This is a genomic window from Marinobacter segnicrescens, from assembly GCF_900111555.1.
Classification (GTDB): Bacteria; Pseudomonadota; Gammaproteobacteria; order Pseudomonadales; family Oleiphilaceae; genus Marinobacter; species Marinobacter segnicrescens.
Genome location: NZ_FOHZ01000014.1, coordinates 14,681 through 36,720, shown reverse-complemented (window position 1 = coordinate 36,720; position 22,040 = coordinate 14,681). Strand labels below are relative to the sequence as shown.

The window sequence follows — 22,040 nt, the reverse complement described above, 5'->3', positions numbered from 1 at the left end:
GGATTTGGGCGGAGTACCCTCCACGGAGGTTCCCCCGTGCACAAAAAAAACAGTCGCAGGAGAGCGGCTTCATAAACGACAAACGTCCACGGACGGCGACACTTGAGGAGGCACGACACTTACCATGGCTACCATCGTCCGGCCTGTTGAGCAGAAAACCAAGCACCTGGACTATTTCCTGTCCCAGTGCCATCGCCGTCGCTATCCGGCCAAGAGCACCATTATCTACGCTGGTGACAAGAGCGACTCCCTCTTTTTCATCGTTAAAGGCTCTGTAACCGTCATCATAGAAGATGAAGACGGTCGCGAAATGATCATGGCCTACCTGAACTCCGGGGATTTCTTCGGGGAGATGGGGCTGTTCGACAATATGGATTCCCGCAGCGCCTGGGTGAAGGCCAAGACGGAATGCGAAGTGGCGGAAATCAGCTACACCAAGTTCCGGGAAATCGCCCAGCAGGATCCCCGTGTGCTTTACTTTATTGGCGAGCAGATGGCGACCCGGCTGCGTCAGACCACCCGCAAGGTGGGCGACCTGGCTTTCCTGGATGTCACAGGCCGGGTGGCGCGGACCCTGCTTGACCTCTGTAAGGAGCCCGACGCCATGACCCATCCTGACGGTATGCAGATCAAGATTACCCGTCAGGAAATTGGTCGTATTGTTGGCTGCTCCCGTGAGATGGTGGGAAGGGTACTCAAAACCCTGGAAGAGCAGGGCCTGGTTCAGGTCAAGGGCAAGACCATGGTGGTCTACGGCACCCGCTGACCGGGCTGACACATTCCCTGACTGGTTTCCGGTCAGGAATGCGCCAGCTTGCCAGGCGGACCGGACAATACGAGGATGGTATGAAACGCAGCCGGCTGGCATGGCTGGCGGCACTGCTGGGAGCAGTGCTGCTGACCGGATGTTCCCGTTATGATCTCTACGAGTGGCTGATCGCTGAGGAGCGTGAAGAGGCTGGTCTGCAACTGGCGGAAGCTACCCTGGGGGAACTCTCCGTAACCTATCTCAGCCGGCGCGGGCCATCTGACGCCAGGGCCCTGGTAATGGTCCATGGGTTCGCAGCCAACAAGGACAACTGGGTGCGCATGGCGGCCCACCTTCCCGATGACTACCACCTGGTGATCCCGGATTTGCCCGGCCACGGCGATAGCAGCGTCGCCGGCCCAGACGCATACACGGTCGAGGCCCAGGCCGCCACTCTTATCCGGCTGCTGGACCGCCTTGGCATTGAGCAGGTAGATATGGCTGGCAACTCAATGGGTGGCGGTATCACGGCCTATGTTGCCAGCCGCTACCCGGATCGTGTGCGGACCATAGCCCTGTTTGATCCTGCCGGCTCTACCCGCTATCCGTCCGAACTGGACGAAGCCCTGGCAGAGGGGCACAACCCGCTGGTGGTTCGTGAACCTGGTGATTTCGACAAGCTGATGGATTTCGTGATGGAGCAGCGACCGTTTGCGCCCTGGCCTATTACTTCGGTCATGGAGGAGCAGGCCATGGCTCGGCAATCCGTCAATGACCAGATTTTCGATGCCATCCTTTCATCCGGGGAGCAGCTGGACCTCTCCGGTATCCTGCCAGCCATTGAAGCGCCCACCCTGATCGTGTGGGGAAAGCGGGACCGGGTACTGGCGCCGGAAAACGCTGAGGTGTTTGCTGCAGGCATCGAGGACAGCACGGTGGTCCTGCTCGAAGGCGTGGGCCATGTGCCCATGCTGGAGGTGCCGGAGAAATCCGCACAGTTGTGGCATCGGTTCCTCCAGCGTCATCCCGAGCCCTGACTCACTTCCCGTGTGGCCATGCCAAAGTGGCGTTGCCGTATCAGCGGTGCTTCCGGTAGCAATTGGCAACGGGCTCCAGCAGGGAACCCTTCTGCTGGTGCCATTCTCGCAGTCCCGGCGGCAGCCGCCCGGGCCTTGGCCAGGGCACAGGGTACTGCGATGGCATGAACAGCGGTGCAAACAGGGCCCCGGCAGTCATATCCGCCCGGCTGAAACCTGGGCCTGCCAGGTACCGGCCCTCCTGGTAGACAGCATTGATCTCTTCCAGCAGGCTTTCGATCACGGTCTGCGCCCGGGCGGCAGTTTTCTCGTTGATGTTCATCAGCTCCCGCATGGTTTCATCCACGCGACTGAAGCCCAGCCGCAGCAGGTACTGGTTCCAGAACGCCGTTTTTGCCGTCAACAGTGGCGCCACTACCTTCGGGCGCTGCAGCAGGTGATGGTAGGCAAAGGTACGAACCGCCGGGCCGGCCTCTTCATCCAGCCGTTTCTCCCACGCCAGGGCCGAGGCCCGCTCATCAGGCGCTTCCGGAAGCAGGGCGTTATCCGCAAATGCGCTGTCGAGGTGGTCCAGTATCTCGACCGAACCCTGGATGGCCTTGCCACTGTCCACGAGTACGGGCACTGACGTGGCCTTTCCTCCGGTCAGCCCACGAATTACCTTGCCGTGCATGCCGGGTAACAGGTACTCCGGTTCATAGCCGATGCCCTTGAAGTCCAGTGCCCAACGGACCTTTTCCGAATAGTGGGAGATGGCAAACTGGTAGAGCTTCAGAGGCATGTCCAGGTTACTCCTTGGTGACGTGGGCCTGACCGTGTCTGATCATAGCAGACTCTCCCCAGCCGAATGCCCCGGCGACCCTGAGGAATGCATCCGGTGGTGGGGCCGAGAGGGCAATAGGTGCCCCGGTTACCGGGTGGTTCAACCAAAGGTCACTGGCGTGCAGATAGAGACGGCTCTCGCCAAACGCTTCTGCAAACGCACGGTTATGGGGGCCCTTGCCGTAGCTGCTGTCGCCGATAATGGGGTGGCTGATGTGCTTGAGGTGGCGGCGTAGCTGGTGCCGACGGCCAGTGGCAGGGCGGCAGCGCACCAGGGCGTAGCGGCTGGTGGAATAGCGTTTGTCCGCAGCCCAGTCCGCGGTGGCATGGGCCAGGCGATGGTAAAGGGTCAGTGCCGGTTGTGGTTCGGCGTCAGTATTACGGCGGGAACCCATGTCATCCTTCACCGTCAGGGCATGACGGATAATGCCGCCCAGGGGCGGATGGCCACGAACGATCGCCAGGTATTCCTTGCGCACCCGGTGCTCCTGGAAGGCCATCGCCAGTTCACGGGCGCAGTCCCGGTCCAGGGCAAATACCAGCAATCCGGAAGTGGGGCGGTCCAGGCGGTGTGCCGGCCACACCCATTGTCCCAGCTGGTCCCGCAGGATCATCATGGCAGAGCGGGTTTCCCTGCGATCAATCTCGCTGGGGTGGACCAGCAGGTTGGCGGGTTTGTCCACAACGACCATGTGGTCATCCCGATAGATCAGTGGCAGGGTTTCCTGGGGCATGGGGACAGCGATTCTCAGAGTCATGGCGTGTGTCGCCATGATACCGCTTTCACTGCCTGCGACCTATCAATCCGTTTGCCGGCTGGCGCTGCTTTGGGTATGGTTCTGCTTTCTTTCTGACCACTGATTTCACCCCATCCGGAATAGCGCGATCATCATGAGCAAGACACGAGTACTGACGGGTATTACCACCACGGGCATCCCCCACCTGGGCAACTACGCCGGCGCCATTCGACCAGCTATCCGCGCCAGCGAAGAGGGACAGAGTGAGTCCTTCCTGTTCCTGGCGGACTACCACGCCCTGATCAAATGCCAGGAGCCGGCCCGGGTTCAGGAATCGGTACGCGCTATCGCCGCCACCTGGTTGGCCTGTGGCCTGGATCCGGAAAAAGTAACCTTCTACCGTCAGACCGATGTGCCGGAAATCACCGAACTTAACTGGGTACTAACCACCGTCACCGCGAAGGGACTGATGAACCGGGCCCATGCCTACAAGGCGGCGGTGCAGGAGAACGAGGAGAACGAGGGCGCTGATCCTGATCGCGGCATCACCATGGGGCTGTTCTGCTACCCGATTTTGATGGCGGCGGACATTCTTATGTTCAACGGCGAGAAAATCCCCGTGGGCCGTGACCAGACCCAGCATATCGAGATGGCCCGGGATATTGCTCAGCGCTTTAACTACCTGTTTGGTGAGACCTTTACACTGCCCGAGGCGGTCATTGAAGAGTCTTCCATGGTGTTGCCGGGCCTGGACGGTCGCAAGATGTCCAAGAGCTACAACAACACCATTCCGCTGTTCGAGGGTGAGAAAAAGCTGCGCAAGGCCATCAACAAGATCAAGACCAACCTGCTCGAACCCGGTGAACCCAAGGACCCGGATACCAGTGCGGTTTTCTCCATCTATTCCGCGTTCGCCAGCCAGGAGCAAACGGCCGCCATGCGCCAGGAGTTCGCCAACGGTATTGCCTGGGGTGAAGCCAAGAAACAGCTGTTCGAGCTGATCAATGACGAACTGGCGCCCATGCGGGAGACCTACAACACCCTGATGGACGACCCGGCCCAGCTGGATCGTATCCTGCAGCAGGGTGCAGAAAAGGCTCGCGACTATGCGACACCGCTGATGGCAGATGTGCGCCGCAAGGTGGGTATCGGGCCCATCGCGGGGTGAGATATTTGCCGGTGATTGGCCAGGGGCATGAGGGCACAGGTGTAAGTCCGTAGTCCCGGTGTCACAGAAGTGACTTGGTGGCCGGTCATGATAGGGGGTCTGTTCCAACCCGGGAGGCCCGCCGTGACTGAACTGAAGCAGCTGACCCGCCATCGGGCTGTCGCTGCGGAAAAACAACGGCGCAGCAATCACCAGCGGCGGGCCATTCGTACCTTCCTGCCGGAACTGGTCCAGCTGGAGCGTCTATTGGCGGAAGCCCCGGAGGACATCCAGAGCCAGGTACTGACCCGGATAGAGGTCCGGGACCTGGTGCTGCCGGTTTACCGCATCGATATTGGAAGCCTGGCCGAGGACGCACCGGTTGTTTTGCTGGTGGGCGGCGTACACGGACTGGAACGCATCGGCACGCAGGTCGTTATCGCCTGGCTGGCCAGCCTGCTGGCCCGCTTGCTCTGGGATGATCATCTCAGGGAACTGCTGGGCCGGGTGCGGATTGTCGCGCTGCCGATCCTCAACCCGGGAGGAATGTTCCTGAACCAGCGGGCGAACCCTGCCGGCGTGGACCTGATGCGCAATGCGCCGATCATTGCCCAGGGCGAGAGCACCTTCCTCCTTGGGGGGCAGCGGCTTTCGCCAAGGCTTCCCTGGTACACCGGCGAGCCTGAACAGGGTATGGAGCCGGAAAGTGAAGCCCTGAAATCGGTGATTGACGAGTTGCTCCCCGGCAGGCCATTCAGTCTGGCCCTCGATTGTCACTCCGGCTTCGGATGGCAGGACCAGATCTGGTTCCCCTATGCCTACCGCCGCCGCCCGATGCGCCGCATTGATTCGGTGATGGCCCTGAAGCTGCTCTGGGAGCAGGCCTACCCCAACCACCGCTATGTGTTCGAGCCCCAGTCGGCCCATTACCTGACCCACGGCGATCTCTGGGATTACTTCTACAAGCAGGTGAATCGCCAGGGCACCGGTACCTTCATTCCCCTGACCCTGGAAATGGGCTCCTGGCGCTGGTTGCGGAAACGTCCCCGGCAACTGTTCCAAATGGAGGGCTTCTTCAATCCGCTGGTGCCCCACCGCCATCAGCGGGTGCTTCGTAGCCACCTTTTGTTGATGGACTTCCTCGTTCATGCCGCAGTCAGCCACGGAAACTGGCTGCCAACAGGGGATCAGGCCCGGATGCTGCGGGAGGCAGCGTTGACCCACTGGTACCGGGAAGCCTGAGGCCATGCCCGCAGGAGGCAACACCTTGGACTGGATCCTGTTGCGGGGCCTGACCCGTGAGAAGGCGCATTGGGGTGACTTCCGGGAGCGGTTAGAGACGGCGTTTCCCCGGCATCGGTTCCACGTCATCGACCTGCCCGGCACCGGAGAGCATTTCCGCGAGGTGTCTCCTGCTACTATCGCCGATATTCGCCAGAAGGTGCAGGCGTGCGCTGCACCGATCGAGGGCCCCATCGGCCTGCTGGGGCTTTCCATGGGAGGGATGGTGGCCCTGGATTGGGCCCAGGCCGAACCGAAGCGAGTAGGCCAGCTGGTGCTGATCAATACCAGTACCGGCTTCAGTCCACCGTGGCAGCGTATGAGGCCCGGCGCCCTCGGTAAAGCGCTGGGGTTGATGGCCAGGCGAACTCCGACTGTGCGGGAGCGGGGTATACTCGCGTTGACCTCCAATCGGCCAGTGACACCGGAGGTTCATCATCGCTGGCTCCATATTCAGCAACGCCGGCCAGTGACCTTCCGTAACGCCGTCGCCCAGCTCCGGGCTGCCGTCAGCTACCGTCCCTGCTCTGCGGCGCCAGCGGCCCGAGCCCTCCTGCTTGCCAGTGCCGGCGACCGCATTGTGCATTGGCACTGCAGCCGTACCCTCGCCCGACGCTGGCAATGGCCCTTGATGGTCCACCCGGATGCGGGGCACGACCTGGTGCTGGATGATCCGCAGTGGATCATCCAGCAACTCATGGCGTTCATCGAGCAATGCCCGGGCTAGGGCTATACCTCGACTGTCGGGTCATCCTCCTCACAATCCAGCACCTGCCATTCCTTGTTCACCGTGTACTCCGATGGAGGGAACAGGGAGAGGGGGGACTGGCCTTCCGCTTCCGGATCATGGCTATACACCAGGCATTCGTCCACATAGAGCTCATAGGCCGGGAAACCGTCGTGGGTGCCGGTCAGGCGATAGTAGAGCTTGCCGTTATACTCCTTGAGCTGTAGCCAGAGATCGGCGTTGATGGCCGGCGCGCTGTCTACCAGCGGGTTGGGTGCGTCCACCCGCAGGTATACCTTGGCGGCCAGCGGCCCCTGGGACCAATGGCTCTCGGCGGTCTGGGCGTAGTCGTACGAGGCAACCGCATGCAGGTTGTCGTCGGTACGGCCCAGTGTTGCTGTGTCAGAAGGAGCCGCCCCGTCCTTGAGCCGCTTCCACCACCAGGGCTTGCCGGCCACGTTTTCGGTGTCACCCTGGCTGTAGGCCTTCGTCTCACCAAAGCTGAAACCACCGCCGGGGGCGCCGGGCGCTGCCTCCACCCTGGGCCAGGGGTGGCTTGTACCGAAGGTCAGACGCTGATGCACCTGGACCCGGTGGCTGCCCTGGTCGTAGGAGAAGCTGCGGTTGTCGCCGCCGTAGTCGTCGGTGAGCGGTACCTGAAGCGAAACGGCCTGTGAGGGGATAAAGCACCTCAGTTTGACGTCCACGGTGCGTGTGGTGGTACCCAGGGGCTCTGATTCGATCCCACCGGGGCTATAGCTGGCCAGCATGATGCCGCTCTGGTCGTCCACCTGGCCGTACAGGTAGCGGCCGAGGGACTGGCCCTGCTCGGGGGTGAACTGGCCCCGCTCCACGGCTCGCTGGATCGTTTGCAGGTGATCGCTGAGCTGGGCCGGCGAGCTTTGCCGCACCCGGTCGCTGGTCAGGCTCTGCAGGGCCGGGTTGTTGCTGGAGGTGGTTATCGGTGCTGTCAGTGTCTTGCCGCTGCCGCCGGAACCGCTGGAGGTCGGGGTAACGTTACCAGGCCCTGACGACTGGCCGGACTTTCCGGAAGAGCCGCTACCGGAGGGGATGGGCACACCGGTATAGGCAGAGACCAGCCCGCGTACCACATCACCGGCAATGGCGTCCATGGCGGCGCGGTGCTGGCGGGTGCTGGTGAAGGCTTCCTTGGTGGCGCTTTCGATAAACTGCAGCAGCTCCGCGCCCCGGGTCAGGTCCCGGAAGATGTCCGGGGTGCTCAGCACACTGAGTGCCGAGGACATGGCAGAAGGATCCGGAGCCGCCGGCGGGTTCTGGATGTTAACCATGGGAGCCGGGAAGTCCGTGGGCCGGGTGTCACTGCGACTGGCCCGGGATCCCGGAGAGACGCCGGTGATCTCGGGTGCGGTGATCTGGCAGGACTGATCCGGGTCGATAAACCGCTCCACGTCCCGTTTCTCGGTGGCATTGCAGCAGGACAGGAACACCTCGGCAAATACCCCGCGGGTAGGCACGCTGACCACGCGGCGGGAGACCAGGTGGTCGGGCATTTCCACCGGCACCAGCTTGTGGCCCTGGAGAAGCTCGAAGGCCACGTAGTTACCCAGCACGCCCACCGGCCGGTTCACGATGCGGTCCAGCAGCGAATCCCCTTCAAAGCGGAAGCGGTCAAACCGCATGGCCCGCCGGTCGGGATCCTCACTCATCCAGATGGCGCGGATGTAGCGCATGGGCTGGCTCTGGATATGGGCAATCAGTTCCTTGAGCGCGCAGTAATCCTGGTGCTCCCGGCCCCGGTAACGGCTGAAATCGGGCTCAGGTTCTTCAATGGCAATAAAGATCGAGGGGTTAGAGGTGTCCAGCCGGGCGTCAACGGCATCAACCCCCAGACGGAACCTCTGTGGGTGCGGCAGGAAGCGGGAACGGTCAGTGACCACCGATACCTGTACATCATCCAGCTGGTGCGCCTGGAGCTGCTCAAGCAGGTCGCCGAAGGCATCGCCGAAAAGGCCCGGCAGGTCCCGTGACATACCCTCCGCTGCCGCCACCGGGTCGAAGGTAATGGTCAGCCCGCGGATATCATCGTGGCGCACGGGCGAGGACTGGAAATATACCGGCTCGCGGCTGTTGCCAGAGGGGTAGAGTTGCACGGTCTGGCCGCTGTCGGTCTCAATGTAGAGTCGCAGGCCTGGCCGGTATGCCTTGCTCAGCCGGATTTCCCAGCGGGACAAGGTGGCGTAGGGCGTCTCGATGTCATAGACATCCCGGCAATGCAGCAGCCGTGACAGGGACTCGAAGGCCCGGCGATAGTTACCGGGGGCAAGGCGGCGGATCAGGCGCGAATGCCGGTCCAGGAAACGGGTGATGGGCCGTGATGGCGCTGCCACAAACTTGTCGAAGCTGGGGATGGTGTCGAAAAGGGCAGGGTCCACCTGGTAGGGCACCATCACCACCGGCTTTTCTTCCACCAGCTCGGTCTTGATGGCGTAGTGGGAAAGTACCTGGAAGTATTGCACCGTCATGGCATGGTTGCGGTTGTGGTTATGCACCGTGCGGGTCTGGATGCGTTCCGACTCCCGCTGGGTTGAGGTGGTCACTACCGTTGCCCGCTGTGATCGCAAGGCAGAGCTTCGCTGGGAGATACTGTCGGAAATATTCTGGATGGTGGAGGCCTGCAGGTTACGGCGTCCGGAAGCCGAGCTACTGGTAGAGCCCCCGCCGCCACCGATACTGAAGATGCCCAGGTCCAGGCTGGCGCCGCCACCGCCACTGGACGACGATCCACTCTGGTTTTCTTCCAGAACCGAGTCCACCAGCTCTTCAATGGACCGGTCCCGGTCCATGTCGTGGTCCAGCTGTTCGGATGCCGTGCGGGATTCCTGGCGGGTGTCCCGTTCCTGCCGGCTCCAGTCGATAAACGCCAGGTTCACGTGCTCACAGGGTGCCAGTGACAGGGAGTACAGTAGCTCGCCCAGCCCCCTGCCGATGGGGTACCAGCCCTGGCGGTACAGGCTAACTGTGCCCAGGATAAGGTTGCCGCCGGTAATGGCGTAGGTGGAGGCGGTGTCGTCGCCAAAGGGGACCGGCGCGCGGACGTCCTCCCGCTCTATCACGCGACTGGAGGCCATCAGGTGTGGCTCCTGCACCCGTATAAGCTGTCGGAAATAGTACTGCCGGGAGGCAAACTCGGTGCGGGGCCGGAGGCAGCAGTTGCCGTCGTTTTCCTCATGGTTCAGGCCAAAGGAATCCGGCGAGATTTCATAGTCTATGTCATCCGGGTCTTCGATGGTTCCCTCTGTCTCCACCTCGCCACTTTCGGGTAGCCGAAGTCGGTCCAGGATTTCCGGGCGTATCCGGATATCATGGGCAATGCCCAGATCCCGGTGGGTAGCAATGCTGTCCTTATCGATGACATGGCGGATGGGCTCACCGGCACCGTCGATTTCGATGGCAAGCTCACTCACGGACTCCACCGCGAGGCTGCGCAGGTCTACCGCTGCGTAGCCCTGCCGGTTGGTGGTGCCCCGTTTGAGTACCATGGGTTTGCCGCCGTCGGCGGGGGTGGCGGACACGCTAAAGGGTACAGCGGCAACGCCTTGAGAGGGCTTGGCCTCGTTATGGACGGTGAGACGAACTTTGCCGACCATGGTCTTGGTGATCAGCTTGTTGTTACGGATCACCTGGCCGGAACGGGGCCAGCCTTCAGCCAGCGGCGTCAGGAAGGTGCCTTCAGCGGGCTCTATCTCAAGGTCCGAGCTCTTGAACTGCGTAGCCTTGACCACCTTGCCGGTTTCGATCGGCTCCGGGTCAGGGCGGGGGGAGAGGCCCAAGGCATCGGCAACATCCGGCAGGGACTCTGCCTCGGCGATGATCTCCTGCAATTCGCCCTTGAGGCTGGCAAGGTGTTTACGAACCTCGGCACTGGATTCCCTGGGGAGAGTCTCTTTACCGGCGGTTTTTTCAAGCTTTGCAATGGTACCCTCAAACTGGTGGATACGATGCTTGAATTGCTTGATCAGTGACTGGGTGTTTTTGGTGTCCATCCGAACGCCCTCCATTTCTTGTATTGAAAAATGTCGTTGAATGCGACACCTGTCCTTTGGAAAGGACGGGACTGCAGCGCAGTCAGACTGGAGGCATACCCGGTGCCAGATTCACAAAACAGGTAGCGAATCAGGCATCCTCGGGCCATCCGTTGCCCGTGGTGTCTCCTGTCGGAGACAATGTCGTAAAACTGGTGGACATGGCGTCTGGGACGGCACTTAGCGCGGCCGGTGCCTTGACGGGTTCCCCGGAACAGGCCAACCTGTGGCAGATTCCTGACCCTGCGCTGGCGGAAGGGAAACCGGCCAGTCACAACGATTCATAACAACAGTCGAGGTGTACTCACCCATGAAGATTTTCGAGACGAAAACGGCCCCCAATCCCCGTCGTGTACGCATGTTCCTGGCTGAAAAGGGCCTGCTGGACAAGGTGGAATTTGTGGAACTGGACCTGCAGAAAGGGGAGAACCTGACCCCGGAATTCCAGGCCATGAATCCCATGAAGAAGGTGCCGGTGATGCAGCTGGATGACGGCAACTGCATTGCCGAAACCATGTCCATCTGCCTCTATTTCGAGGAGCAGTACCCGGACACCACGCCCCTGATGGGGACCACGCCGCTGGAGAAGGCGCAGCTGGACCAGTGGCAGCGGTGGCTGGACTACTACTTCTTCGTGCCTACCGGTATGTGTTTCCAGCACAGCACCGGCTACTTCAAGGACCGGATGAATCCGATTCCGGAGTGGGGCGAGGAGGCGGGCAAGCAGGCTGCCAGCTTTATGGACTTTCTGGACCGGCACCTGGAAGGGCGCAAGTTCATCTATGGTGACAGCATTACTGCCGCCGACATCACCGCCCTGTGCGTGCTGGATTTCGCGAAGGTGGTCAAGATCCGTATCAGCCCGGAGCAGAAGAACCTGCAGGCCTGGTACGACCACATGAAGGAACGTCCCTCTGCAAAGGTCTGATGGCATGACAAAGGATACTGGCCTGGCCTGTGCCCTCGATGCCATCGACCGGGCCAACTGCCAGGACCCGAACATGGAACCTGTGGACGGCCAGACGTTGCCCCGGGAATACGCCTACAGCCTGCACATGACCCGCTGGCTGTTCGCCCTGGAGGCACAGCCGTCCGAACGCATGCAGATCGCCTGCCGGGCCCAGCACATCGAACGCTGGACCAGGCCCCGGGCGGATTTTCCAGAAGGGCGCAAGGGGTATTACCAGTGGCGACAGGACTGTGGCCGCTTCCATGGCGAGCGGGCTGCGGACATCATGGCACAGTGCGGCTATGCAGAAGCGGAGTGCCAGCGGGTTGCCACTATCCTTACCAAGCGAGAGCTGCGGAATGACCCCGACACGCAGCTATTGGAGGACGTGGCCTGCATGGTGTTCCTGGAGCGCTATTTTGCGGACTTCTATGAGGATAACCCGGACTTCGACAAGGAGAAGTGGCTGCGAATCGTACGCCGCACCTGGGAGAAGATGACGCCCCGGGCCCGTGAGGCAGCGCTGCAGCTGGCCGGCGCCATGCCAGCCCACTTGCAGGCGGTTTTGAAGGAAGCGCTTGAGGGGGGCTGACAGCCCCTCGATCTGTCCGGAACAATCAGTCGAACAGTTCCCTCAGTTTTTCCCCGGGCTCAGGGGCCCGCATGAACGATTCACCCACCAGGAAACCGTAAATCTCCCGCTCTGTCATGGCGGTAACGTCCTCACGCGTGAGGATGCCGCTTTCGGTGATGGTCAGGCGGTCTGACGGAACGCGCTGGTGCAGGTCGAAGGTGGTGTCCAGTGACACCTCGAAGGTGTGCAGGTTGCGATTGTTGATGCCCACCAGGGGAGTGCTCAGGGTGAGGGCGTCGTCCATCTCCTCGCCATCATGAACCTCCACCAGCACATCCAGGCCGATGTCGTGGGCAATGCCCTCAAGTTCCTGCATCTGGTCTTTGGTCAGACAGGCCGCGATCAGCAGGATGCAATCGGCGCCGATGGCACGGCTTTCGTATACCTGGTAGGGCGCCACCATGAAGTCCTTGCGGATCACCGGCAGGCTGCAGGCGGCCCGGGCCGCTTTCAGGTAGTCCTCGTGACCCTGGAAGAAGTCATGGTCGGTGAGTATCGACAGGCAGGTAGCGCCGCCCTCCTCGTAGCTATGGGCAATGGCTGGCGGATCAAACGGGTCCCGCAGGACGCCCTTGCTGGGGGATGCCTTCTTGATCTCGGCGATCACGGCAGGCTTGCTTTGGCCTATCCGGTCGGCCATCGCCCGGGCAAAACCCCGTGCAGCTGGCTGATCGCCCGCCATGGCCCTGAGGTCGGCCAGGGAACTGGTGCGTTTGCGCTCGTCAATTTCTTCCCACTTGCGGTCCACGATCTTGCGGAGGATGGTGGGAGTCCGGTCGTTGTGTCGGTCAGTCATGGTGTCAGGCTGCTCAGTCAAAACAGTGTGAAAAGTCAGCCAGCTCGGACATCTTGCCGCCGGCCAGTCCGCTTCCCATGGCATCCAGTGCCATGTCCACACCCATCTTCGGGGTCGCCGCCAGTCCGGCGACATAGATGGCAGCGCCGGCATTGAGGGCGATCATGTCCCGGGCTTTCTCGGCCATTTCGTCATGGCCCAGGCCAAACGCTGCACGGATAAGCTGGAGCGAGTCGTCGGCGGTATCGACGGTGAGGCCGACCAGGGACTGGCTCTTTACGCCCAGCTCCTCCGGGGTAATGTCATACTCGGTAATTTCGCCATCCTTGAGCTCGGCCACGTGGGTGGATGTGGCAAGGCTGATTTCGTCGAGGCCATCCTTTGAGCAGACCACCATGATGTGTTCGCTGCCCAGTTTCTGGAGCACTTCCGCCATGGGGCGGCACAGGGCGGGGGTGAACACACCCAGCAGTTGGCGCTTGACGCCTGCGGGGTTGGTCATGGGACCAAGGATGTTGAAAATGGTCCGGCATCCCAGTTCCTTGCGGGGGCCGATAGCGTGTTTCATGGCGCCGTGGTGGCTGGGGGCGAACATGAAGCCGACACCGATCTGTTCCACGCAGCGGGCGACTTGTTCCGGGGTCATGTTGAGGTTGATGCCGGCCTTTTCGATGAGGTCGGCACTGCCGCTTTTGGACGATACGGCCCGGTTGCCATGCTTGGCGACGTAACCGCCAGCGGCGGCCACGACGAAGGCTGACGCGGACGAGACGTTGAACAGGTTGGCACCATCGCCGCCGGTGCCGACGATGTCGACCAGGGGGTCGGCGTTGATCTGGACGCCGGTGGCCAGTTCGCGCATGACTTCGGTGGCGCCGGTGATTTCGTCGATGGTTTCGCTCTTGATGCGCAGGCCCATCAGGAAGGCGCCGATCTGGGCGTCGGTGGCCTCACCGTTCATGACAATGCGCATGACCGCTTTCATTTCTTCCCGGCTCAGGTCCAGGTTGGAGGCGATTCGGTTCAGGGCTTCTTTCATGTCCATGGTCTGGTGGGCCTCGTTTTGGTTTTCTCTTTGAACTTGGGCTGCTTTGAGTTTGCGTACCTGGCCAGCCTACGCGGCTTTCATTCTTTTGGGACTGCCCGCTCAGTGCTATTGATGTGCTTGCTGACTTCGGTGCCGGGCCGGTGGGTGCAGGGGGCATTTTCTCCGCCGCAATTCAGGGGCCATCCATGGCGCCCGCCTTGCTCCGCGCCATCCATGGCGCTGCTGCGAAAATGCCCCCTGCACCCACCGGCCTGTGAGCAACTGTGATAACGCTACTTTTACTACTATTTACGGTCAGGGGGCTCGACCTGCGTACCTTTTTGCGGCTTGCACAGAGGACGGGGTGGGGGATTATTTTTCAGGACCGTCGGCAGCCATGGATGGCTGCCGTCGAGCCCCACATGGACGTGCTCGTGGGCGTGTCCAGAAAAATGATACCGCTCCCCGGCCGGTATCCGAACCATGGCTCTCAGCCAAAAGACTTGATCCTAAGACCGCAAAAAGTTCCGTAAAAGCTCATGCCCCTCCTCAGTCATAATCGACTCAGGGTGGAACTGCACTCCCTCAATGGGCAGCGTCTTGTGCCGGATCCCCATGATCTCCTCAATGGAACCATCCTCATTGCGGGTCCAGGCGGTCACCTCCAGGCAGTCTGGCAGGGTTTCTTTCTCGATGACCAGGCTGTGATACCGCGTTGCCTGTAACGGATTACTCAATCCGCGAAACACACCGATGTCAGAGTGGTAAACCGGCGACACCTTACCGTGCATCACCTGGCCGGCGCGCACAATATTCCCGCCATAGACCTGCCCGATGGCCTGGTGCCCAAGGCAGATGCCCAGAATCGGCAGTTTGCCCGCAAATTGGCGGATCGCCGCCATGGAAATACCGGCTTCGTTGGGCGTACAGGGGCCAGGTGAAATCACCAGGCGCTCCGGGTTGAGGACCTCGATTTCCTCCACCGTAATCTCGTCATTGCGGTGAACCTGGACGTCCGCTCCCAACTCTGCCAGATACTGCACCACGTTGTAGGTAAAGGAGTCGTAGTTATCGATCATCAGCAGCATGATTGTCTCCCCCGCCTCAGTGGTCGTAGTCGTTGTAGGTCATGGCAACGGCCCGGAAAATCGCGCGGCCCTTGTTCATGGTTTCTTTCCACTCCAGGCGGGGAACCGAGTCTGCCACGATTCCGGCGCCAGCCTGGATATGCAGGGTCTTGTCCCGGATCACCGCGGTGCGGATGGCGATCGCGGTATCCATGTTGCCATTGAACGACAGGTAACCGACGGCACCGCCGTACACGCCCCGTTTGACCGGCTCCAGCTCATCGATAATCTCCATGGCCCGGATCTTGGGGGCGCCGCTGAGGGTGCCGGCGGGCAGGGTGGCCCGCAGTACGTCCAGGCAGGAGGTGTCCTTCTTCAGGCGCCCGGTGACGTTGGAGACGATGTGCATCACGTGGGAGTAGCGCTCGACAATCATCTTGTCGGTCAGCTTCACTGTGCCCGTTTCGGAGACGCGGCCGGCGTCATTGCGGCCCAGGTCGATGAGCATGAGGTGCTCGGCGATCTCTTTCGGGTCTGCCAGCAGTTCCTTCTCCAGTGCCCTGTCTTCGGCGTCGGTGGCACCTCGCTTGCGGGTGCCGGCGATGGGTCGCACGGTCACTTCATCGTCTTCCACCCGGGCCAGGATTTCCGGGGATGAACCCACGATGTGGAAGTCATCCAGGTCGAGGAAGTACATGTAGGGCGACGGATTGAGCACCCGCAGCGACCGGTACAGGTTCAGGGGTGGCGCCTCGAAGGGGATGGTCATGCGCTGGGAAATCACCGTCTGCATGACGTCGCCGTCCAGTACGTAGCCCTTGATGCGATCTACCGCTTCCTCGAACCGGTCCTGGGTGAAGCCGGAAATGAAGTCGCTCTCGTCCACCGTCTTGCCCCGCAGGTGCTCCGGCGTGCGCGGGGCATTGGCGGTCTGACGGTGCAGGCGGGCTTCCAGTTCGTCGATCCGGGCCAGGGCCTGGTCATAGGCGCCGGGGTCCGCCGGGTTTACGTGGACAATGAGGTGTAGCTTGCCGCGGAGGTTGTCAAACACCACGATTTCATCGGACACCATCAACAGGATATCCGGCGTGCCGATCTTGTCCGGCGGGCAGGTGTTGCGCAGGCGCTTTTCGATATAGCGCACGGTATCGTAACCGAAATAGCCCACCAGGCCCCCGTTGAAGCGGGGCAGGTCGTCCAGGTCCGGGGCGTTGAAGCGTGCCTGGTACTCTTCCACGAAGGTGAGAGGGTCCTCCCGCTCGTCTTCCTCGATCACCTGACCGTCGCGGGTGACGGAGATTTTATCTCCGTGCACTTTAAGCACCTCCCGGCAGGGCAGTCCGATGATGGAGTAACGACCCCATTTCTCCCCCCCCTGAACCGACTCAAACAGGTAGGAGTAGGGCCCACTGGCCAGCTTGAGATAGGTGCTCAGGGGGGTGTCCAGGTCTGCGAGTACTTCGCGGTAGACAGGAATACGGTTGAATCCGGCGTCGGCCAGCCGGTCGAACTGTTCGGGTGTCATGGTATTGTCCTGAAATCTGATCTGCGGTTGCCGTCCGGCGTGTGCGGGCGGCAGCGTTATTATTGTGGCGCACAGGTCGCTTGCGTCGCCTGGCCTGTCAGCCGGTACGCCATCGCCACCATCGTGTTGCGCGAGTGGTCAGTACACCGCGCGATGCAGTCAGATTCAGTCCCTGCACGGCAGGAATCCCCCGAAAGAAGAGTTGGGTGTTGTCAAACCTCTGAGAGGTTACAAAAGCTCCGCCAGCGAATCAACAACTACCTCGGCGCCGAGTTCATCCACCGGCGGCCCATAGTTGTAGCCATAGCGGACCAGAACGGCAGGAAGGCCAGCGTTGCGGGCGGCTTCGGCGTCGGCGCGGGAGTCCCCGATCATCACCGTCGTGCCGGGGGTGCCGCCAAGGGTGCGCATGGCCAGTAGCAGCGGCTCGGCATCGGGTTTTTTTACTGGCAGGGTGTCGCCGCCAATGATCATCTCGAACCAGTGTTCCAGACCCATCCGTTCCAGCAGGGGGCGCACGAACCGTTCCGGCTTGTTGGTGATCACTGCCATTCGGCAGTCCATTTCCTGCAGCCGTTGCAGGCAGGTTTCGACGCCGTCGAATACCGTTGAGCAACTGCCGTTGAGGGTATCGTAGGACTGATAGAACTGCTCACTGGCATCCCGGAACAGGGCGTCGTCAACAGGTTCGGCGTTTTCCCAGTCTGCCCGCCCTGTCAGCGCGCGGCGCACCAGTATCTGGGCTCCGTTACCTACCCACTGGCGCACCTTTTCCTGGCCGGCCGGCGGCTTGCCCAGGGCGGTCAGCATGTCGTCAATAGCCGCGGCCAGGTCCGGTGCGCTGTCTACCAGGGTGCCATCCAGGTCGAACAGGGCCACGCCGGGCCAAAGGGAAGTGAAGCGTCGTCTGGGTTCCACGGTAATCGTTATCCCGCTTTCTCGATCTCGGCGCGCATGGCGTCAATGGTGGCCTTGTAATCGTCGGTGTTGAAGATGGCCGAGCCGGCTACGAAGGTGTCGGCGCCGGCCTGGGCAATTTCGCCGATATTATCGGCGTTTACGCCACCGTCGATTTCCAGGCGGATCTCGCGACCACTGTCGTCAATGCGCTTGCGGGCCTCCCGCAGCTTGTCGAGGGTGCCGGGAATGAACTTCTGGCCCCCGAAGCCCGGGTTGACGGACATCAGCAGCACCATGTCCACCTTGTCCATCACATAGTCCAGGTAACTCAGGGGCGTGGCCGGGTTGAACACCAGGCCGGCCTTGCAGCCGCCGTCACGAATCAGTTGCAGGGACCGGTCAATGTGGTTGCTGGCTTCCGGGTGGAAGGTGATATAGCTGGCGCCGGCATCGATAAACATGCGGATCAGGTGGTCCACCGGGGAAACCATCAGGTGAACATCGATGGGAGCGGTTACGCCGTGCTTGCGCAGGGCCTCACAGACCATGGGGCCAATGGTGAGGTTGGGCACGTAGTGATTGTCCATCACATCAAAGTGAACAACGTCGGCACCGGCGGCCAGTACGTTGTCGACTTCCTCTCCAAGGCGGGCGAAGTCAGCGGACAGAATGGACGGTGCAATCAGAGCGGGCTGTTTCATGATGGTCTCGTCAAACGGCTGTATCGGACGTGGAAGAGCTGCCGGTCTCCCTATGGTAAAATTTCCTGACACTCTGGCGTCTGCCCGGCGGGCACTGGGGAGTCCGGTTGAAATCGGGCTTTATTCTAACAGCTCTGAACGGGGAATGTCCGTGGCCTCTGCCGAAATGCATTATCTCAGTACGGCCCGCTGGCTTTCTGTCCTGCTGGTGACTGCCTTGTCTCTGCTTACCCCTGTTTCCGCCCAGGAAGGGGTGCCAGCCGACGGCGCTGTGCAGGGTGGTGGTAGTGATAAAGATGGCTCCGAGGGGGAGGCTTCCGCTGACCCGGTAGAGCGTTTTTTTATTCGTTCCACCGGCGACTCAGGCATGCTTGCCCAGCTCTATCCCCACCTTGCGGTCTGGCTCGAACCGGAGGGTGCTCCCCGGGTGCTGGCCCTTGTTGAGCGGGAGGCAACCAGCGATCCGAAAGGCGCCGTGGTGGTCCTGGCCGATGAGGGACAGACGGCCAATGAGCCTTTGCTGGAAGGTATACGAAGGCGCCTCACCAAGGCAGGCTGGGCCACCATGACCCTGGGCAATGACCAGGTAGGCCCGTCCCTGCAGCTGGCCCGGCAACGCATGGCTGGCGTGGATGCGGCTGCAGCGGGGGACAGTTCCGGCCAGGATGAACCAGTCATGATCGACGTGAATGACCAGGCCGCCGAGGATCTGCTGCAGGCTCACCGCGAAGAGATGAATGCCCGGCTGGCTTCTGCGGTAGCCTGGTTTCTGGAGAGGGACTATTCACAGGTCATACTGGTAGGTACCGGGCGGGGTGCCGTGGTAGTGAATGAATACCTGCCAGCGGCGCCGGAAAAGGTGACCAGGGTCGCCTGGATTGCGCCGGAATTCGAGGGCCTGGCCCCTGGCGAGCTGGCCGCCAGCCTCGGCGGGCTTCCGGTCGAGTTTCTGGACCTGTATCCGTCCCGGTCATCGGGTGGTGCTGAGCGCGGGGCGGCTTTCCGGCGGGCCGGGATAACCGGTTACAAGGCTTTGGGCATTCCCCTGACAGGTGGGCCCAGGGCCCTGCACAGCAGGGCCATTGCCAGCCGCCTGGCCGGGTGGGCTTCCGGAGACTGATTTGTCAGCTGCGCCGAGACCCTGGCCGTGAGCCGGACGAAATTCAGTATCTGTGCGTTATGTTCTGTGACAGATGGAATACCGCTTCAGCGGGTCAGGCGCTCCCGCCGTTTGACCACCTCCCAGGCCTGTTGCAGGCGTAGCAGTTGATCCCGGGCGTGGGCTTTTTCTGCCGCGGAAAGGTTGTCGCCGAGTTTGTCCGGGTGGTAGCGGGATACTTCCTGCCGGTACCGGCGCTTGATGTGCGTGAAACTGGCCCCGGGCTGAACACCCAGGATGTGCCAGGCATCCTGGAGGGTTTCTGGTTTCGGGGCCGGCGCGCTGATCCAGACCTCCTGTCGGTAAAGCCGGAAAACGCGATCCATGGCCGCCAGCGGTAAGCCCAGATGGTAGAACGCGTCTTCGCAGCGGTAGCGGCGTGGTTTTTCCGGTGCGCCGAAAAGCCCGGCGCTGTGGCACAGGCACAGGCCGATCAACAGGCTGGTGCGTTGCGGCCAGGGGCCCTGCAGTCGAAAGCCGGTCAGCTTCAGCGCGGAAAGCTGGGCGCTGTCGCGGCCATGGTGGAAACGCCGGATAGCCTTGCGCCGCTGTCGCGGTGACAGGCCGAGCCCGGTCATCAGGTGTTCTGCAAAGCGAATGTCGTTTTCGGTTACGCGTCCGTCAGCCTTCGCCAGGTAGCCGAGGCAATAGAACAGCGCATTGCGTGCGCCGAGCCCGATGCGATAGCGACTGATCAGCTCGCTGGGACGGTGACGACAGGCGATAAAGTCGGACAGCAGCTCCTCCAGCAGGGCCTGGGTGCGTGGGTGCAGGTGTTGAGAGTCGCGTCCGCTCATGGTGCGTTCATGCCTGCCGGGGCGGTGTCAGCAGTTGATCGAGTTCTGCCAGGCGTTCGGGTGTGCCAATATCCATCCAGTTTCCGCGGTGGTGCAGGCCGTAGACCTCGCCCTCTGCCATGGCTTCGCGGAGAACCGGCGCCAGTTTGCGGGTGCCCGGGGCCAGGCCCTCGAACAGGGAGGTGTGCAGAAGGCTGATGCCTGTGAAGGTCAGGCGATCATTACCGGTGGCCTGCACCTGGCCACCAGCATCCAGGGAAAAGTCGCCTTCCGGATGGTGGCGGGGGTTGTCGGTCAGAACCAGCAGGGCGCGGCCCTGCTCCGGCGGAACCAGCAAACCCAGGTCCAGGTCGTGCCAGATGTCCCCGTTAATGACGGCAAACCAGCCCCCGTCCGGGGCCAGCAAAGGCAGGGCCTGTATGATGCCGCCCGCGGTCTCCAGGGGTTCGCCTTCCGGTGACCATGTTATGGCGACACCGTATTCTTCGCCATCACCGAGAGCCTGCTCCAGTCGTTCGCCGAGCCAGGCGTGGTTGATGACGAGTTCCCGGAAGCCCGCCGCCCTCAATTTGCGGATATGGTGAACAATCAATGGCTCGCCCCCTGCCATGAGCAGAGGCTTGGGCGTATGCAGTGTCAGGGGACGCATGCGTTCCCCCTTGCCAGCCGCCAGGATCATCGCCTTCACGGGCGCGGGCCTCCGCTCAGGCTATCCGGCGAGGTGCCGAGTTTGTGGTGAACGGCTGGTACCACGTCGTCCGTCAGCCATTGATGGAAGTGGCGCAAGGCCGGCAGTGGCCGGCTGGCCTCTACCAGGTAATTGACGGTACGGGGAATATCAGCGAGGTAACCGCTCTTGCCATCCCGCAGGTAGAGTCGTGCAAAGATGCCTGAAGCCTTCAGGTGCCGCTGCATGCCCATCAGTTCAAACCACTGATGGAAGGTGTCACTGTCGGCCTTGTGGAGGCCGGCTTCCTTGCCAAGGATTCGGAAGTCTTCCAGCCAGGTGTTGCGTCGTGCCGCCGGCCATTCGATGTAGCAATCCTTGAGCAGGGAAACAATGTCGTAGGTGATGGGGCCCTCCACTGCATCCTGGAAGTCGATGACGCCAGGTACCGGGCTGTCCGGACGCACCAGAAGGTTGCGGGAGTGGTAGTCCCGGTGCACCGTCACCCGGGGCTGGGCGAGGGCGCTTTCCTTCAGGAAGGCAAAGGTGGTTTCCAGCATGCAGCGTTCGCCATCGGCCAGCTCCATTTGCAGCAGGCCTTCCAGCAGCCAGTCCGGGAACAGGCTCATCTCCCGGTCCAGCAGGGCTTCATCGTAAGGTGGCAGGGTGTAGTCGCCGCCAGGTGGCACCCGCTGTATGCGGATCAGCTCCGCCATGGCCTCGCTGTACAGTTCGTCCGCAGTGACACCATTAAGCCGGCCAAGCATCAGCCGGTCGCCAAAGTCTTCCAGCAGCAGGAAGCCCAGCTCAAGGTCGTCCGCGAACACCTCCGGAACCGAGATGCCGTGCTGGCGCCAGTGACGGGCGAGGGCAACGAACGGTTGGCAGTTTTCATGTTCCGGGGGGGCATCCATAACGATCGCAGTTATCGCCTTGCCAGTGCCGGACTTGCCGTTGGCGCGGAAATAGCGACGGAAACTGGCATCGCCACTCACCGGCGTCAGGTGGGCGCGTTCGAAGCCCGGGTGCTGGTGGACCCAGGTGGTGAGTTTTTCCAGGCGCGTATCCATGTTTTCAGGGCCTTCTGGTCAGGTTGAACGGTGTCCGGCCGGGCAGGTGTGGACCACCGAGGTACACCCGCGCCCGTGCAAGCCAGAGTATACCTTTGCAATAAGACTATGGAACCATCGCCCCGGCGCGTTAACAAGCCTCTCTGAGGCGTGTAAACTAGCCACCATTTGCCGGGCATGCTGCC

At 61.7% G+C, this 22,040-nt stretch carries 19 protein-coding genes and 1 pseudogene; 8 read left to right on the top strand and 12 right to left on the bottom strand.

Annotated features, from left to right (window positions below; all coding sequences use genetic code 11):
* The first annotated feature begins 124 nt into the window (after positions 1-124).
* Positions 125-766 (top strand): cAMP-activated global transcriptional regulator CRP, encoded by a 642-nt coding sequence (gene crp, locus BM036_RS13430; protein WP_091853186.1) that lies wholly within the window; start codon positions 125-127, stop codon positions 764-766.
* An 80-nt stretch (positions 767-846) separates the two neighbouring features.
* On the top strand, positions 847-1,785 hold the full coding sequence (locus BM036_RS13425; protein WP_177186063.1) for an alpha/beta fold hydrolase: 939 nt from the start codon (positions 847-849) through the stop codon (positions 1,783-1,785).
* Between the two features lie 40 nt (positions 1,786-1,825).
* On the opposite strand, the gene BM036_RS13420 is transcribed toward BM036_RS13425, so the two are convergent.
* Complete coding sequence (locus BM036_RS13420; RefSeq protein WP_091853182.1) at positions 1,826-2,566, bottom strand: glutathione S-transferase family protein; 741 nt, start codon at positions 2,564-2,566, stop codon at positions 1,826-1,828.
* 7 nt (positions 2,567-2,573) lie between these two features.
* The gene (locus tag BM036_RS13415) at positions 2,574-3,365 is read right to left on the bottom strand and encodes a pseudouridine synthase (RefSeq protein ID WP_245742630.1); all 792 of its coding nucleotides are present in this window, start codon (positions 3,363-3,365) and stop codon (positions 2,574-2,576) included.
* Between the two features lie 133 nt (positions 3,366-3,498).
* On the opposite strand from BM036_RS13415, the pseudogene BM036_RS13410 reads away from it, so the two are divergent.
* The 3 genes and pseudogenes from BM036_RS13410 to BM036_RS13400 all read left to right on the top strand — a co-directional run.
* Positions 3,499-4,494, top strand: a pseudogene (locus tag BM036_RS13410) (tryptophan--tRNA ligase); the annotation flags it as partial.
* A gap of 141 nt (positions 4,495-4,635) precedes the next feature.
* Positions 4,636-5,733, top strand: a complete 1,098-nt coding sequence (locus BM036_RS13405; RefSeq protein WP_091853177.1) for a M14 family zinc carboxypeptidase — start codon at positions 4,636-4,638, stop codon at positions 5,731-5,733.
* A gap of 25 nt (positions 5,734-5,758) precedes the next feature.
* A complete protein-coding gene (locus tag BM036_RS13400) occupies positions 5,759-6,499 on the top strand; it encodes an alpha/beta fold hydrolase (protein ID WP_091853175.1) in 741 nt (246 codons plus the stop codon).
* Positions 6,500-6,501: 2 nt separating this feature from the next.
* On the opposite strand, the gene BM036_RS13395 is transcribed toward BM036_RS13400, so the two are convergent.
* A complete protein-coding gene (locus BM036_RS13395) occupies positions 6,502-10,524 on the bottom strand; it encodes a hypothetical protein (protein WP_091853173.1) in 4,023 nt (1,340 codons plus the stop codon).
* A 349-nt stretch (positions 10,525-10,873) separates the two neighbouring features.
* Between BM036_RS13395 and BM036_RS13390 the strand changes: the two genes are divergently transcribed.
* Together BM036_RS13390 and BM036_RS13385 are read left to right on the top strand one after the other, a co-directional pair.
* Positions 10,874-11,491, top strand: a complete 618-nt coding sequence (locus BM036_RS13390) for a glutathione S-transferase family protein (RefSeq protein WP_091853172.1) — start codon at positions 10,874-10,876, stop codon at positions 11,489-11,491.
* A gap of 4 nt (positions 11,492-11,495) precedes the next feature.
* Positions 11,496-12,104, top strand: coding sequence for a DUF4202 domain-containing protein (locus BM036_RS13385; RefSeq protein WP_091853170.1), 609 nt, complete (start codon positions 11,496-11,498; stop codon positions 12,102-12,104).
* 25 nt (positions 12,105-12,129) lie between these two features.
* Here the strand turns inward: BM036_RS13385 and trpC are convergent, their stop codons facing one another.
* The 6 genes from trpC to rpe all read right to left on the bottom strand — a co-directional run bounded on the left by trpC (position 12,130) and on the right by rpe (position 18,162).
* Positions 12,130-12,942, bottom strand: a complete 813-nt coding sequence (trpC, locus tag BM036_RS13380) for an indole-3-glycerol phosphate synthase TrpC (RefSeq protein WP_091853281.1) — start codon at positions 12,940-12,942, stop codon at positions 12,130-12,132.
* 13 nt (positions 12,943-12,955) lie between these two features.
* Complete coding sequence (trpD, locus tag BM036_RS13375; protein WP_091853168.1) at positions 12,956-13,987, bottom strand: anthranilate phosphoribosyltransferase; 1,032 nt, start codon at positions 13,985-13,987, stop codon at positions 12,956-12,958.
* A 491-nt stretch (positions 13,988-14,478) separates the two neighbouring features.
* Complete coding sequence (locus tag BM036_RS13370) at positions 14,479-15,057, bottom strand: anthranilate synthase component II (protein WP_091853166.1); 579 nt, start codon at positions 15,055-15,057, stop codon at positions 14,479-14,481.
* Positions 15,058-15,073: 16 nt separating this feature from the next.
* Positions 15,074-16,561, bottom strand: coding sequence for an anthranilate synthase component I (trpE, locus tag BM036_RS13365; RefSeq protein WP_091853164.1), 1,488 nt, complete (start codon positions 16,559-16,561; stop codon positions 15,074-15,076).
* Between the two features lie 228 nt (positions 16,562-16,789).
* Positions 16,790-17,479, bottom strand: a complete 690-nt coding sequence (locus BM036_RS13360) for a phosphoglycolate phosphatase (protein WP_091853162.1) — start codon at positions 17,477-17,479, stop codon at positions 16,790-16,792.
* Between the two features lie 8 nt (positions 17,480-17,487).
* Positions 17,488-18,162, bottom strand: coding sequence for a ribulose-phosphate 3-epimerase (gene rpe / locus BM036_RS13355; protein ID WP_091853160.1), 675 nt, complete (start codon positions 18,160-18,162; stop codon positions 17,488-17,490).
* A 151-nt stretch (positions 18,163-18,313) separates the two neighbouring features.
* On the opposite strand from rpe, the gene BM036_RS13350 reads away from it, so the two are divergent.
* Positions 18,314-19,282: a DUF3530 family protein gene (locus BM036_RS13350; protein ID WP_177186062.1), complete on the top strand. Its 969-nt coding sequence runs from the start codon at positions 18,314-18,316 to the stop codon at positions 19,280-19,282.
* 86 nt (positions 19,283-19,368) lie between these two features.
* On the opposite strand, the gene BM036_RS13345 is transcribed toward BM036_RS13350, so the two are convergent.
* From BM036_RS13345 to BM036_RS13335, 3 genes are read right to left on the bottom strand one after another with little or no spacing between them, the layout of a single operon-like run.
* Positions 19,369-20,118, bottom strand: a complete 750-nt coding sequence (locus tag BM036_RS13345; RefSeq protein ID WP_091853156.1) for a DnaJ domain-containing protein — start codon at positions 20,116-20,118, stop codon at positions 19,369-19,371.
* A 7-nt stretch (positions 20,119-20,125) separates the two neighbouring features.
* A complete protein-coding gene (murU, locus tag BM036_RS13340; protein ID WP_091853147.1) occupies positions 20,126-20,806 on the bottom strand; it encodes an N-acetylmuramate alpha-1-phosphate uridylyltransferase MurU in 681 nt (226 codons plus the stop codon).
* The gene (locus BM036_RS13335) at positions 20,803-21,855 is read right to left on the bottom strand and encodes an aminoglycoside phosphotransferase family protein (protein ID WP_091853145.1); all 1,053 of its coding nucleotides are present in this window, start codon (positions 21,853-21,855) and stop codon (positions 20,803-20,805) included. The genes murU and BM036_RS13335 overlap by 4 nt, the downstream gene beginning before the upstream one ends.
* Positions 21,856-22,040: the final 185 nt, after the last annotated feature.